We start from the raw sequence: 14,278 nt of genomic DNA, 5'->3' as shown, positions 1-14,278 counted from the left end.
GACACTTGAAAAAAGTGCCGTTCTCCGGGTTGTTCTGTGTAAAGGGACGTACTATAAACGCAGCCATTTCGCGAAGTACTGTTCATTCACTGGAAAATACGCTGTAGCAAAACGAACAAACTCAGGCGTATCCACCTGTTTGTAGGCGTACGTCTGATAATACGCCTGCAAAAACTCCCAGCCATCCGTCGCATCGCCATATGCTGTAATCAGCTTCCATAGCTCTTTTACAGGTTGACCGTACACCGGACCCACGATCGGTCCCTTGCCAAACTCATCCAGCGGCAGATTGGAAACCGATTGGGTCGCGTTAGCTTGTTCAGCAAAATAAAAGCTGGCATCCCCTTTTTTCTCTACATCGTAAAAATAGAGCGTCGTGGCAAGCTCTGTTATTCCTTCGTCCAACCAGGCGTGATGGAACGGATCACTCGAGACCACTCCATAGAACCATTGATGGGCAATCTCGTGCACCACGGTGTGACTTAAATCCGGGTCCACACTCCCCATGTGTCCGACCGTCACCACGCCAGGATATTCCATACTTGCGGTTTCATCCAACAGGATATCGAGTTGTTTATGGGGATACGGCCCCAATTTATCCGTGAATTGTTCAAACGATTTTTCCGCAGCTTGCAGGGCGACGGTCATCGCTTCCTTGTCTGCTTCCTTTCCCCATACCCGAAGCTCCACACCTTTGACCGTTTTGCTTATACTACGCATTCCTTTTACAATTGCAATGAATACTTCCTTCGTATTTTTCACTTTTATTTCACCGCTCTGACTGTTCGACGCCTTATCCTGATCAGATGAGCTGATGATGGTATACCCTTTCGGCAAGCGATACGAAATAGAAAAATCCGCATGGCTCGTATGATACGATTCGCCTCGAAGCGAGTACGGCTTCTTATTCCATCCGTCTTTCCCCTGGTAGGTAGCTAGCATCGGATATGCTTGCGCCAAATGGAAGCCGTTTTCCGTACGGTCAAAGCGCAGTCCTTTTCTCGGAACGGTAAACGTATATTTTACGGTTACCTCTCGATTCTCATTTGGCGCAAGCTTTTCGGCAAGTGGGATGGCGAGCATATCACCCGTTAGTTGATACTTCGCTTTCACACCATCCAGTTTGACGTCACGAATTTTCACTTCGGCTGCGTCCTCGAAGAATGGAGGTTTGTTCTCTTTTGTAAATGCATTGGGCAGGAAATAAAAGATCAGCTGATCCCATTCGTCCTTGGAACGATTTTCAACGATGATCTTGGCCTCAGCGGTAAACTTTCCTTCTGGCGACATCTCAAACTTCAGGTCGTACGAGCCTTTACTGCCATCTGCTATAGGCTTGGCTGTGAAGTCGTCAATCTTCCCCACCGCAGGAGACTGCGCGCCTACCCGTTCTGGCATCCACCAGCCACTCCCAGATCCACCGAGGACCAAAGCCAACAAGGAGGCCATTGTCGTGGCCTTGAGCAAACGCTGCTGCCACTTGATTTCCTTCCTAATCGATATCAACGTAACCCCTCCCAACCTTTCTCCTTATCGTCGAATCGTTTTCTCGAAAAAAGATAGCCACAGACCGGGCTTCACTTCTTTTTTATCCGTCAAAGTAAATCCATGTCTTTCATACAATCGAACAGCCGGTTCATTCAAGGAGCCAGTTGCTACGACGATCCTGCTGCAACCATGCTCATGGACAGAGGCGAGCAATTGACTTGCGATTCCCTTACGAAAATGAATAGGATCGACAATCATTCGGTGAATATCCAACGTTTCCCCCTCGAGCATGAAAGAAACAGCCCCTGCCAGCTCGTCTCCCTCTATGTAGCCATAAAACGTTTCCCCACACGCCCTCAGTTGTTCTACTGATTCTCGCAGAGGTGGAATATCCTCTGTTCCAATTAACTCCGCCTCTACACGATACGCTCTTTTCTGCATGTTCCAAAGTTTTTGTACCGTTTGTTCATCCCGTAAATCTAGTCGCACGATCATTTTGATTCCCCCGCTTTTAACTTTCTGGAGCTGATTCAAAGCTGTAATACACATAAGGATCTTTGGGAGCGGAGACGGCTTCAACCTGAGAGGCTTTGAGAACAAGCATGTCATATCCGTCTACCTGACGCAGCTCTAGCTTTCCACGTACTTTTACCCAGCTATCTTTTTTCCATTTGTCCGCGCCCTCCTTTTCCACCAGAACGCCATAGACACTGGAGTCTGCTGTACAGCAGGTGACGGAGAACCGCGCTACGACAAACTGCTGCTTGGTAAAATCAGGCTGTCGATATACAAATCCCATTGTCTCAAGCTCTTTTCCAGCAAATTCTTTTGCATATAGCTCCATCGTAGTGAGTCCGTCCAGGAACACTTTGTCATTCAGTTCAATTACTGGCTGTTTATGTAAAAAGACGGCGATATCCGTGTAAAAGTCACCAAATCCCCCGTTCGAGAACCGCTGCCGCAATTGTTCTTCGTCTGTTGCTTGCACCGGGGGTATTGCTACTTGATTGGTAGCCTCTGGCTGTGGTTTTACACTCGGCTCGGCATCTTCTTTGACTCCTGCTGTCTGCTTCACATTCTCTGTTGCATTCACATTCGCGTTCGCCGTTACATCCGCCAGCTTTCGTACATCATTGCTAAGTAGCGTGATTCCCCGCTTCTGTGCTACATCACTGCCAAGAATTTTATCCGGCATGAAAAATCCCATTACGATGGGTAGCACAAACAATCCATAAACCAAAAAGGAACCCATGGGTGTACGCGGTACTTTGTGCTGCTCCTCACAATCGCAATCGTAAACGCTACTGCCAACAAAAATTTGCCGTATGCTGACCATTGTCAACAGAGCCAGAATGACGAGCGTGACATAGCTGAACATGTGCAATCGGGGAGCGAGATAGTGACTGAGTGCTTCCGACAGGATCAAATAGGCCAACAACGCTGTAATGCCCGCCAATATCAAACTGCGCATGATGTGATGTCGCTTCAATTTATTCGGATCCATATTCTCCTCCTTACATCGGCATAAGCATAGTGACGCCAATCACCAAAAGCGTAATAGCTACGACCAGCTTGACAACAAAACCAAAGCGAAACGTTCCAAATAGCATCAACGTCGTTTTTAAATCGAGCATGGGACCGAAAACCAGAAACGCAAGCAACGAGCTGCTTGAAAACGTATTGGCAAAGGAGGCAGCAATAAACGCATCCGCCTCTGAACAAAGCGAAAACAAATACGCCATCCCCATCATGACAAAATGGGAGGTGAGCGGCGTTTGACCGATGTCCATGAGCGTATCCCGGCTGATGAACACCTGTAAAAGTGCACTGATAAACGCACCAAACAACAAATATTTCCCCATGTCAAAAAATTCGTCCACTGCGTGCGCAAATGTCGAGGACAGCTTTCCACTCGTCGCTTTTACATGATCGGCTTCATGACTGATTTGCGATTCCATCCCGAGCCGTATCGGATTTTTTTTGACAAACAGGAAGACAAGCATGCCTACTATGAGCGCAACAACGAATCCCGCAACGCCCCGGTAGAGAGCCATTTCCGGCTGACGGGCAAAAGCGACATAGGTCGATGACAAAACAACGGGATTCACAATCGGTCCCGCCAATAAAAAAACAATCCCGACTGACAGCGGCATCCCTTTTTGGATCAAGCGACGAACCACAGGGATAATGGCACATTCACATACAGGGAACAAAAATCCAAGCAACCCGGCAAACGGCAGGGCCACGAGTGGATGCTTCGGTGTCCAACGCCTCACCTGCTCTTCTGTCACAAACGTCTGGATAAATGCCGAAAAGAATACACCCAAGAGGACAAACGGGATTGCTTCTAGCCAAATACTAAGGAAAAAGGTTTTCACATCAAGCCATAAAGGGGACCACTTTATGCTCCAACCGGAAAACAAGCTGCTGTCTCTTCCCATCGTTAACCAAACGACACTTAGACCAAGCAGAAGCGCCCCGATTATTTCAACTAAAAATTGGCGAATCTTCAGAATCAAGCGGGAGTTCTCTCCTCTCCATTTGTAAATAGGTATCATTCCTATTTATATAAAGACACCTATTTTTCCTTCTTCTCCTTACCTTTTTTTACAAAATGAACAGGTTGTACAGCCTTCCCTTCCCCCTCTATCCGTCTTATAATGGAAAAAATCATACGGTTCGGGGTGAATGAAGTGAGCGAAGACATTCAGCGCATTCCCACTGATCTGGAGGTTTGTGAAGTCCAGACGATCGATGAAGAAAAAGTAAACAGGCTTCGGCCTAGAATGATGGAGACAGAAGGTGTCGCCCCTCTCTTCAAGGCTCTCGCAGATGATACGCGAGCGAAAATTATTTACGCGCTGGCACTCGAAGGAGAACTATGCGTTTGTGATGTCGCAGCAACCATCAATAGTTCGATCCCCAATACCTCTCACCATCTGCGCTTGTTAAAAAACATGGGTCTTGCCCGGTACCGCAAAAGTGGCAAACTCGTCTATTACTCACTTGATGATGATCATGTCCGCCATTTAATCATGTGTGGTATTGAGCATGCTACCGAATTGAAGCAGTCAAAACCGTAAATTATCTGGCTTTTATACAGGTCCGTCACTAATAGTGGCGGCCTTTTTTGCTGATACTCAAAATAACATTCAAATAATTACTTGAATGTTTTAATGAATATGATATGATTTAGGTAATCCCTACCAGAAAGAAGGCACTAATCATGAACGATTATGACGTCATCGTAATTGGTGGAGGGCAGGCAGGACTTGCTCTCGGATATGCACTCAAGCGTAAAAATCGCCGTTTTGTCATCGTGGAGCAAAACCAACGGATCGGGGACAGTTGGCGGCAACGCTACGATTCGCTGGTGCTTTTTACACCACGTAAACATAATCAACTACCTGGACTTACGTTTCCCGGAGAGCAGAATACGCTCCCGAACAAGGATGAAGCGGCAGACTACCTAGAATTGTACGTCAAACATTTCGAATTGCCTGTCATGCTGGGTACGACTGTTATGGAGCTCAGCAAAATTGGTTTCCGCTTCCAAGTACGGACACAAGACCGTCTGCTCTACGCGAAGCAAGTCGTCATTGCAACAGGGCCATTTCATACGCCGTTTATCCCAGGTATTGCGAACAGCTTGGACCACACCGTACATCAACTGCACACTTCGCAGTACAAGAATGAGAGCCAGCTTATCGACGGTCCGGTCCTTGTCGTTGGCAGTGGCAACTCTGGGGCACAGATTGCGGTAGAGCTCGCCGCTCATCGACCCGTTATTTTTTCACAGGGAGAATCACGCTCTTACTTGCCAAACTTCATATTTGGAAAACCTATATTTGATTACATGAAGACATTTGGATTACTCGATGCTCCCCACTCCACCTGGATCGGCAAGAAAATGAGCAGCTCACCCGATCCGATATTCGGCTACAAAAAGCAGGTGCGCGAGCTCTCTCGCTCAGGAGCATTGCGGTTGGTTTCTCGAACCGTTCAGGTTAATGGGCAGACCGTTTATTTTGCAGATGGAACAGAAGCAACAGTCAATAACGTATTGTGGGCCACTGGCTTTCGACCAAATTACGATTGGCTGAGTATTCCTGATGTGCTTGATTCGAAAGGCAGACCCATTCATCTTCGGGGTATCACAAAAGTGCCTGGCCTATCCTTTCTCGGACTTCCATGGCAGCATACGAGGGCGTCAGCGCTTATGGGCGGCGTAGGAAAAGACGCCCTTTATCTAGTGGAACATTTATAAATTATTTTCTATAAGGAGGATTCTATCATGGGCTTTCACCATCACGATCATGGAGATGGTCACGATCACCATCACCATGGAAAAGGAGCCAGTAAACGAGCTCTTCTCATTTCTTTCCTCATCATTGCTGTATTTCTGGTTGTAGAAACCATCGGGGGCTTCATCACTAACAGTTTGGCATTGCTTTCTGATGCTGGACATATGCTAAGCGATGCATTAGCACTTTTGTTGAGCTTGATTGCTGTCCATTTCGCATCACGTCCCCCTTCTGCCAAGAGAACTTTCGGGATGAAGCGCTTTGAAATTTTGGCTGCACTGACGAATGGCGTCACTCTTGTCGTGATTTCCTTGTTCATTTTCTGGGAAGGAATCGAACGTATGTGGGATCCACCTAAGGTAGCCAGCGGCTCAATGATCATCATCGCTGCTGTAGGGCTCCTCGCCAATATCGCTGCAGCCATGGTACTCATGCGTGGTGACACCAAGAACAACGTCAATTTACGCAGCGCATATCTTCATGTACTCGGCGATCTACTCGGTTCCGTAGCCGCGATACTAGGCGGCATTCTCATGTGGGCATTTGGTTGGTATATTGCCGACCCGATCATCAGTATCATTGTTTCTATCCTGATCATGCTGAGCGCATGGCGCGTCACGAAAGAATCCATCAATATTTTGCTGGAAGGAGCTCCATCTCGGCTGGATACAACAAAAGTGGAAAAGTCACTCGGTCAGCTGCCTGGAGTTATCAAAGTGCATGACCTGCACATTTGGACGGTTACTTCTGGATTTGATTCCCTGACATGCCATCTGGTTGTCGAGGACGATTTGCCTAGCTACCCTGTGTTAAATGACGCGCTGGTCCTTTTGGAAAAAGAATTCGGCATTACACACGCTACTATCCAGATTGAGAACTCCTCTACTCGACATGGTAACTTACATTGCCAGGCAACATCCGATTCCCACGATCACGATCACAACCATGAGCACGACCACGACCACGACCATCCACATGACCATAAACAACATAGCCATTCCTAAAAAAAGAAAACCATCTCCCGGCATTCGAGAGATGGTTTTTCTGGTGATTAATCTTCCATCGTAGACAGGTCACCAGTTGGTAGACCTAATTCCCACGCTTTCAAGACGCGGCGCATGATCTTTCCGGAACGCGTTTTTGGCAACTTGTCGCGGAATTCGATTTCACGAGGAGCAGCATGTGCAGCCAGTCCTTCTTTCACAAACTTGCGAATTTCTTCCATCAACGCTTCACTTGGCTCATAGCCAGCCCGCAGCGCGATGAATGCTTTGATAATTTCACCACGAACCGGATCTGGTTTGCCGATGACGCCCGCTTCGGCTACTGCTGGATGCTCCACGAGCTTGCTCTCGACTTCAAACGGGCCGACTCTCTCACCGGAAGTATTGATTACATCATCAATACGGCCTTGGAACCAGAAGTAGCCTTCTTCATCCTTGTATGCGGAATCACCGGATACGTACCAGCCTGGGATGCTGAAGTATTCTTCGTACTTCGCTGGGTTGTTCCAGATTTGTCTCATCATAGCTGGCCACCCTGTACGGATTGCCAGATTCCCCATTCGATTCGGTGGCAGCTCATTTCCACGGTCGTCAATAATCGCAGCATATATACCTGGGAACGGCTTACCCATCGATCCAGGCTTGATCGGCATACAGCGATAGTTAGAAATCAGCTGAGCACCTGTTTCCGTCATCCACCAGTTGTCATGAATGCGTTGATTAAACACGCGCATGCCCCAGTGAACGACTTCCGGATTGAGCGGTTCTCCAACGCTCAGGACGTGACGCAGACTGGATAAGTCAAATTGCTTGACGAGTTCATCCCCTGCCCCCATGAACATACGGAACGTAGTCGGAGCACTGAACCAGATCGATACTTTGTTCTTCTCAATGACTCTATACCAGTCTTCCGGAGTGAAACGTCCTCCACGTACGACAATCGTTGCTCCATTCAACCAAGGTGAAAAAATGCCATAAGAAGTACCCGTTACCCAGCCAGGATCGGCTGTGCACCAATAAATATCATCCTCTTGCAAGTCGAGAATCCATTTCCCAGTTTGGTAGTGCTGGATCATGGCATTGTGAACATGCAGAACACCCTTTGGCTTGCCCGTTGAGCCTGAGGTGTAATGGAGGATCATTCCATCCTCACGATCAACCCATTCGATTTCCAGTTCGGTGGAGGCTTCTTCCATCGCTTTTTCAAAGCGGATGTGACCTTCTTTTAGCTCCTCTTCTGCACCTACAACAATCACGTGTTTTAAAGCAGGCAGGTCGTTTACGGGTATGCGTGGCAAGAGTGCAGGTGTCGTAACAATCGCAACGGCTTCGCTATTTTCCAAGCGATCACGCACAGCCGCTTCCATGAATGCTTCGAACAGCGGTCCTACAATTGCGCCAACCTTGATCGTGCCTAAAACGCTTACATAAAGCTCCGGCGAACGCGGCATAAAGACGAAAACGCGATCCCCTTTTACAATGCCCAAATTCCGCAAAACATTCCCAAATTTATTGGATAATTCGCTTAATTGCGCGAAAGTATAGGTCTCGTCTCTCGTCGCATTGCTGTACATCAAAGCAATTTTATCTTTCCGATCAGTAGCGAGATGTCGATCAATGGCTTCATACACCATGTTCACTTTCCCGGTTTCATACCAAGAGAATTGCTTCTCCACATCTGCCCAATCAAAATTCGCATATGTCTCGTCATAATTTTTCAGATTATAAGGGCCTTCCGTTGCTGGAATTTTCTCAACGTTCATGTCTTCACTCTCCCACTCTACATCGTTTTTCTCACTACGCAACATTCATAATATTTCTACATTTTTTGCGTAATTCCTCCTGCCAGAACCTACTTATTCGATTGCGAACTTTTTCTTGTATAATGAACAGTATTCTTACCGCAAAGGAGATGGCTGACCTTGATGATCTGGTTTGTTTTACTTGGCGCTATCGCTTTGTTGCTTTTTCGGGCCTATCGCAATACATTTGATGTTCAAATAAAGGAAGTAGCAATACCCTTGCAAAAATCCCGGCACCTTCAACAACCGCATGATTTTGAGCCGATTTCGATCTTGCATTTGTCTGATTTGCACATGGAAAACTTATCTGTATTGCCCCAGCGCATTGTCGATGACTTTTCACAGCGTCAGGTAGACCTGATTGCGATTACCGGAGACTTGCTCGACCGCGACAAAAATATTCCGAAGGCAGTTGCTTTTGTGCAATGTCTCCAGCAATTACAGCCTACACTCGGAACTTATGTCGTTTTTGGCAATCACGACTACGTGCTTACCCCTTTCAAGCTTGCACAGTTAAAATCAGAGTTGGAACGAATTGGCTGTCGTGTTCTTGTCAACGAAAATGAAACAATCTATCACAAGGGGCAGCTCTTGCACCTTATCGGTGTGGATGATTTCAGCACGCGCCATAGCAACCTGGCCAAGTCTTTCTTCGGTGTTCCCGAGACGGGAGCAAGGCTCGTCTTGACTCATGATCCTAATATAGTTTTGCACATGAAGGAGTATGCTTACGATTATTTGTTGTCAGGGCATTTTCACGGAGGACAGATCCATTGGCCTCGCCCCTTTCATCTCGTAAAGATGGGGAAACTGCCGAAGCTAAATATCGTGAAAGGTCTTCACGAGATGGATGGTCGACCCTTTTACATCAGCGAGGGCCTGGGGCAGACAGGGGTAAACATCCGTCTGCGTTCCCGTCCCGAGATCACTTTGCATGTACTGGGCAGTGATCCATTTCATGAGATAGCCGCTCCGGCTCCGGCTCTTCAAGAAACCGCTGCCGTGCTCGCCCTCGACTAAGGTATAATAGCCTTACTTTCGTGTCGAGATGGGGGTCACCTTGTGGAAAATTGGAAGAAAGATGTCGAGCACATCCGACAAGCGACAAATTTACCTATCAAATATGTACAAGTTTTACAAACAGAAGCAGCGCAGGTCCTTCAGGATTGGGTACAAAAAGGCTGGGAGCAAGTTGCCGTCCATTCGAGCAACGATGTGATGACAGTCATCCTTATCGAAACGGCATCTTGGCATGCTTCAGCCCGAGCGTTGTTGGATCTGATTTTTCCTCATGTGGATGATTCAGCAACGCTTCCCCTCCCAAAACAGATAGCCAATTGGCTTTCAAGCATGGTCTTTGGCCCCCCTGTTGCAATCCCTGCTCAGCTGGAAGCAAAATGGCCGTGGAAAGAAGCGCGCGTCTCCTTTTTATTAGAGCGATGCAGACCGGATCGAAAGGGCGAATGGGATTTTTTGCAGCCCTTGCTGCATGATTTTTTTGAAGGCGTACCCGATTTCATTCCGTTAACACAAACACATGCGCTTCTCATCGTTCCTGTCTCCATGCTCGATCATCAAAAAACGGCCTCAGAGCTTTTGGAGTGGGCATCTGGCCTACATGATCTGATTACGATGGAATGGATGGAACCCGTTCGCTTTGTTGTCGGATCGCCAATCACGAGTCCACTTGCATTGGGCGACACTCTTTTACGGCAAGTATCACTAGCTCGTGCCCTTCAAGCCTATCGGCCACAAATGATGGTCGCTGGAGATTGGTCTTATCCGCTAGAACGATGGGCAGCTTCTCTCCCCAAAGAAATAGCAGTCGCTCTCGCAAACGAGCTGTCCGCTGTCATAACTGTTCCGTACATGACAGAAGAACAACTGGAAACATTAGATACGTTGTTCGCCAGACAATTGAATGTAAGCGATACCGCACGACAGCTTTTCCTTCACCGGAATACACTGTTGTATCGATTGGACAAGCTGACGGAACAAACCGGATTAGACCCGCGATTGTTTCCTGATGCCGTCTTGCTACAGCTCTACCTTCTCTTTCGTCAAAATTAACAAAACATTTCGTATATACTGTCCATATCCAACCTGCAAGTGAATTGGTACCCTACCTTTATAGTCATCCAAGAATTTTCTCTCTTCACAATCCCGAGGAGGTGCCTTTTTCATGGCAAAGGTAAGTCTTTCCCACATTTATAAACGATATGGAAACAACGTTACGGCAGTTGACGATTTTCACTTGGAAATTCAAGATCGCGAATTCCTCGTTCTCGTCGGACCATCTGGTTGTGGAAAATCTACCACGCTGCGCATGATTGCAGGTCTGGAAGAGATTTCGGAAGGGGATTTATACATAGGCGATCGCCGCGTCAACGATGTAGCTCCCAAAGATCGCGACATCGCCATGGTGTTTCAAAGCTATGCACTCTATCCGCATATGAATGTATATGAAAATATGGCTTTCGGCCTGAAATTGCGCAAATTCTCCAAATCCGATATTGATAAGCGCATTCAAGATGCAGCGCGAATCCTCGATATTTCGCATTTGCTAGACCGCAAGCCAAAAGCGCTATCTGGGGGGCAAAGACAGCGTGTCGCACTAGGCCGTGCGATTGTGCGTGAACCGCAAGTATTTTTGATGGATGAACCGTTGTCCAACCTCGATGCAAAGCTGCGTGTACAAATGCGCACGGAAATTTTGAAACTGCATCAGCGCTTGAATACCACGATCATTTATGTGACACACGATCAAACGGAAGCCATGACCATGGGAGACCGCATCGTCGTCATGAAGGACGGTCTTATCCAACAGGTGGCAACCCCGACTGAAATCTACAATCATCCAGTCAATCTGTTTGTCGCGAGCTTCATCGGCTCCCCTGCGATGAACTTCGTGAAAGGGAATCTCTCCGAGAGAGACGGAGCACTCTATTTTGATGCCCAAAATATTCATGTACGCTTCCCAGAAGATAAAGCCAAGACTTTACGGGAAAAAGGTTATGTAAATAAGAAGGTTATTTTTGGAATTCGCCCGGAGGATATTTACAGCGACGCTTCTTTTATGGAAGCAAATCCATTTGAGAGCACACTGGAAGCAGAAGTTGAAGTCGTAGAAAACATGGGCTCCGAATTGTACGTCTATTTCCACAATATCGGGAATACCCAGATGGTAGCGCGCGTGGATTCTCGTGAAGCGCTAAAACCAAAGATGAAGGTAAAACTAGCGATGGATCTTGCCAAATGCCATGTATTTGACAGCGAGACAGAAGTAGCTGTATTCTAATAGCGAAATGAAAAGGAGTGTCCCAGCCGACATTCCTTTTCCTATTTTTTTGTACAAAACCTTTTTATAGAGAGAAAACAACGAGAGAGAGCGTGGAGAGGAGCGGATAAGAAGTGGCTTATCAAATCGTCTTTTTTGACATTGACGGAACCTTACTGAACACCGATCACATTATTCCACAAACAACGGTGGACGCCGTACAAACATTAAAACAAAACGGTGTCCATGTCGCGATCGCAACCGGCCGAGCTCCTTATCATTTGATGCCAATCGCTAAGCAGCTGGGCATTGAGACATTCGTGGGCTTTAACGGGTCGTATGTGCAGAGTGAAGGGAAGATCATCCATCACACGCCAATTGCGGCTGATACATTGGCAAAGCTCGAACAAATGGCTGAGGGTCATTCCCATCCGATGGTATTTTTGAGTGCCGACCACTTCTATGCCAATGCGATGGACCACCCACATATCATCGAGTCTTTTGATTGGTTGGGACTGGAATACCCAGCGTATCGCCATCGCTACTGGGAGGAAACGCCGATTTATCAAGCATTTCTCTACTGTGGCGCAGATGAATCGAGATACACAGGTGAATTCCATGACGTCTCTTATATTCGTTGGCATGAACACTGCATGGATATTTTGCCCCCGAACGGCTCCAAAGCAAAAGGAATTGAAGCCGTCTTAAAACATTTTGGACTCACTCCTGCGGATGCTGTTGCCTTTGGAGACGGATTGAATGATAAAGAGATGCTCTCCTATGTTGGCATGGGAGTAGCGATGGGGAATGCTCATGAAGAATTGAAGCCGTTCGCCAATATGATTACGCGCCACGTAAACGACAATGGCATCCAACATGGTTTAGCAAAGCTTGGTTTAATCTAGTCACGTTAACTGTAAGCTATTTCCTTCATAAACACTCCCTTCATGTGCACGATATAGATAACAGCACTGGAGGGAGTGAGTTTTTTTGCGCGTCTGGCCTTTTGTTGCCGCTATTGCCTTGGTCGGTCTCATAGCTGTCCCGTATCGGATGAATCAGCATGCAGAACAGGAAATGCGAGAACCTCATCCCCGCGTGACATCCGTTCAGGCGAGAATTCCACGGATTAACTACATTGAACAGGTAAAAGACGTTCGTCGTGACCTGGAGAAAAAAAGCCATATCCAAACGCTTCATCATAACCAACGTGACCGCAGTCATTATGTAGAGAATGAAGTCGTCGTGCGCTTTTCCCCTCGTCCCAAGCAAGAAAAAATTGATCAGCTTGTTTCCTCTTTGGATGCCAAGATCAAGCGAGACTTTGACAAATTTCTCATCATCAAATCAAAGAGCATGACTACCAAGCAGCTCATGAAAAAACTGGCTGAACATCCTGACTCCGTATTTGCCGAGCCAAATTACCTCTTACTCCCGAACGTGAAGCCAAACGATCCGTATTACAAGGAATACCAATGGAATCTTCCTCTAATCGGCATGGAGAAAAGCTGGGATGTCAGCGAAGGTAGCAGTGATGTTATCGTAGCAGTCGTCGATACAGGTGTGGATATGAAGCATCCAGAATTTGCTGGAAAGCTGGTCAAAGGCTATAACGTTTTGGATGGCAGTAACAAACCTGAGGATGATAATGGTCATGGAACCCACGTATCTGGTGTCATAGCAGCGAAAACGAATAACAGAGATGGCATTGCCGGGATGTCCTGGAATAGCAAGATCATGCCAGTCAAAGCTATTGGCGCAGACGGCTCGGGATCAGCTGTAGACATTGCACACGGGATTTATTGGGCAACGGATAACGGAGCAGATGTCATCAACTTGAGCGTAGGCAACTACACCTCCTCTGCTGCTCTACGGGAAGCTTGTCGCTATGCCTTTGATAATAATGTCGTGTTAGTCGCGGCTTCCGGAAACGATGCGAGCGATCAGCCTAGTTATCCTGCAGCCTATGATGAAGTCCTCGCCGTTGCCGCTGTCGACCACCGTAAAGAACGCGCAGATTTTTCCAACTTTGGTGATTATGTAGATGTATCTGCTCCTGGGGTCGATATTCCGAGCACGTACATTTATAGCGACTATGCCTCGCTATCTGGTACTTCGATGGCTTGTCCTCACGTCGCTGCACTCGCTTCGCTTATCCGTTCCGTTCATCCCGATATGAACACCAAAGACGTGATGAATCTCATAAGACATTCCGCAACTGACCTTGGAGCCCCGGGTCACGATCAATTGTACGGGTACGGGATGATCAATGTAAATCAGGCCCTTCGTCAAGCCCAGCCGGTCGAGGAAGTCAAAACGGAACAACCTCCCAAAACAATCGGTGGCTTGCTCACTAAGTTTTTTCAACGTCTGCGTTTTGGTGCGCAATAAGATTAGTGAACA

The 14,278-nt window shown here is 47.3% G+C and carries 13 protein-coding genes; 8 read left to right on the top strand and 5 right to left on the bottom strand.

Translation table 11 applies throughout. The annotated features are described in order from the left end of the window. Nucleotides 1–51: 51 nt before the first annotated feature. The 4 genes from HPY31_RS00200 to HPY31_RS00185 are packed head-to-tail and all read right to left on the bottom strand — an operon-like array spanning nt 52 to nt 3,929. Complete coding sequence (locus HPY31_RS00200) at nt 52–1,506, bottom strand: M1 family metallopeptidase (RefSeq protein ID WP_253901626.1); 1,455 nt, start codon at nt 1,504–1,506, stop codon at nt 52–54. 24 nt (nt 1,507–1,530) lie between these two features. After that, on the bottom strand, nt 1,531–1,983 hold the full coding sequence (locus HPY31_RS00195) for a GNAT family N-acetyltransferase (protein WP_172137543.1): 453 nt from the start codon (nt 1,981–1,983) through the stop codon (nt 1,531–1,533). Between the two features lie 16 nt (nt 1,984–1,999). Further along, nucleotides 2,000–2,992 (bottom strand): TIGR03943 family putative permease subunit, encoded by a 993-nt coding sequence (locus tag HPY31_RS00190; RefSeq protein ID WP_172137541.1) that lies wholly within the window; start codon nt 2,990–2,992, stop codon nt 2,000–2,002. Nucleotides 2,993–3,002: 10 nt separating this feature from the next. After that, nucleotides 3,003–3,929: a permease gene (locus HPY31_RS00185; protein WP_483297058.1), complete on the bottom strand. Its 927-nt coding sequence runs from the start codon at nt 3,927–3,929 to the stop codon at nt 3,003–3,005. Nucleotides 3,930–4,181: 252 nt separating this feature from the next. On the opposite strand from HPY31_RS00185, the gene HPY31_RS00180 reads away from it, so the two are divergent. From HPY31_RS00180 to HPY31_RS00170, 3 genes are all read left to right on the top strand, one after another. After that, nucleotides 4,182–4,571: an ArsR/SmtB family transcription factor gene (locus tag HPY31_RS00180; protein WP_371811643.1), complete on the top strand. Its 390-nt coding sequence runs from the start codon at nt 4,182–4,184 to the stop codon at nt 4,569–4,571. A gap of 143 nt (nt 4,572–4,714) precedes the next feature. Continuing rightward, on the top strand, nt 4,715–5,755 hold the full coding sequence (locus tag HPY31_RS00175) for a flavin-containing monooxygenase (RefSeq protein ID WP_172137537.1): 1,041 nt from the start codon (nt 4,715–4,717) through the stop codon (nt 5,753–5,755). A gap of 27 nt (nt 5,756–5,782) precedes the next feature. Further along, entirely contained in the window at nt 5,783–6,796 is a 1,014-nt protein-coding gene (locus HPY31_RS00170) for a cation diffusion facilitator family transporter (RefSeq protein ID WP_172137535.1), read from the top strand. A gap of 47 nt (nt 6,797–6,843) precedes the next feature. Here HPY31_RS00170 and acsA read toward each other — a convergent pair whose 3' ends face one another. Beyond that, nucleotides 6,844–8,559 carry an acetate--CoA ligase gene (acsA, locus tag HPY31_RS00165; RefSeq protein WP_172137533.1) on the bottom strand — a complete coding sequence of 572 codons (1,716 nt, stop codon included), beginning with the start codon at nt 8,557–8,559 and terminating at the stop codon, nt 6,844–6,846. Between the two features lie 162 nt (nt 8,560–8,721). On the opposite strand from acsA, the gene HPY31_RS00160 reads away from it, so the two are divergent. The 5 genes from HPY31_RS00160 (at nt 8,722) to HPY31_RS00140 (ending at nt 14,266) form a co-directional block, all read left to right on the top strand. Then, on the top strand, nt 8,722–9,618 hold the full coding sequence (locus HPY31_RS00160; RefSeq protein ID WP_172137531.1) for a metallophosphoesterase: 897 nt from the start codon (nt 8,722–8,724) through the stop codon (nt 9,616–9,618). Between the two features lie 42 nt (nt 9,619–9,660). Then, on the top strand, nt 9,661–10,668 hold the full coding sequence (locus HPY31_RS00155) for a PucR family transcriptional regulator (protein WP_172137529.1): 1,008 nt from the start codon (nt 9,661–9,663) through the stop codon (nt 10,666–10,668). 112 nt (nt 10,669–10,780) lie between these two features. Further along, on the top strand, nt 10,781–11,896 hold the full coding sequence (locus tag HPY31_RS00150) for an ABC transporter ATP-binding protein (protein WP_172137527.1): 1,116 nt from the start codon (nt 10,781–10,783) through the stop codon (nt 11,894–11,896). Between the two features lie 113 nt (nt 11,897–12,009). Then, nucleotides 12,010–12,780, top strand: coding sequence for a Cof-type HAD-IIB family hydrolase (locus HPY31_RS00145; protein ID WP_172137525.1), 771 nt, complete (start codon nt 12,010–12,012; stop codon nt 12,778–12,780). A gap of 85 nt (nt 12,781–12,865) precedes the next feature. Next, nucleotides 12,866–14,266, top strand: coding sequence for a S8 family peptidase (locus tag HPY31_RS00140; protein WP_172137523.1), 1,401 nt, complete (start codon nt 12,866–12,868; stop codon nt 14,264–14,266). Nucleotides 14,267–14,278 lie beyond the last annotated feature (12 nt).

The organism is Brevibacillus sp. HB1.3 (genome assembly GCF_013186635.1).
In the GTDB taxonomy this organism is placed as follows: Bacteria; Bacillota; Bacilli; order Brevibacillales; family Brevibacillaceae; genus Brevibacillus; species Brevibacillus brevis_D.
This window is presented reverse-complemented; position numbering and strand designations above follow the sequence as displayed.

Excerpts from the sequence above, each read along its gene's own strand:
- acsA (WP_172137533.1), bottom strand. The coding sequence starts at position 8,559 with ATGAACGTTGAGAAAATTCCAGCAACGGAAGGCCCTTATAATCTGAAA.
- HPY31_RS00185 (WP_483297058.1), bottom strand. The coding sequence starts at position 3,929 with ATGGGAAGAGACAGCAGCTTGTTTTCCGGTTGGAGCATAAAGTGGTCC.
- HPY31_RS00195 (WP_172137543.1), bottom strand. The coding sequence starts at position 1,983 with ATGATCGTGCGACTAGATTTACGGGATGAACAAACGGTACAAAAACTT.
- HPY31_RS00190 (WP_172137541.1), bottom strand. The coding sequence starts at position 2,992 with ATGGATCCGAATAAATTGAAGCGACATCACATCATGCGCAGTTTGATA.
- HPY31_RS00175 (WP_172137537.1), top strand. The coding sequence starts at position 4,715 with ATGAACGATTATGACGTCATCGTAATTGGTGGAGGGCAGGCAGGACTT.
- HPY31_RS00160 (WP_172137531.1), top strand. The coding sequence starts at position 8,722 with ATGATCTGGTTTGTTTTACTTGGCGCTATCGCTTTGTTGCTTTTTCGG.
- HPY31_RS00150 (WP_172137527.1), top strand. The coding sequence starts at position 10,781 with ATGGCAAAGGTAAGTCTTTCCCACATTTATAAACGATATGGAAACAAC.
- HPY31_RS00170 (WP_172137535.1), top strand. The coding sequence starts at position 5,783 with ATGGGCTTTCACCATCACGATCATGGAGATGGTCACGATCACCATCAC.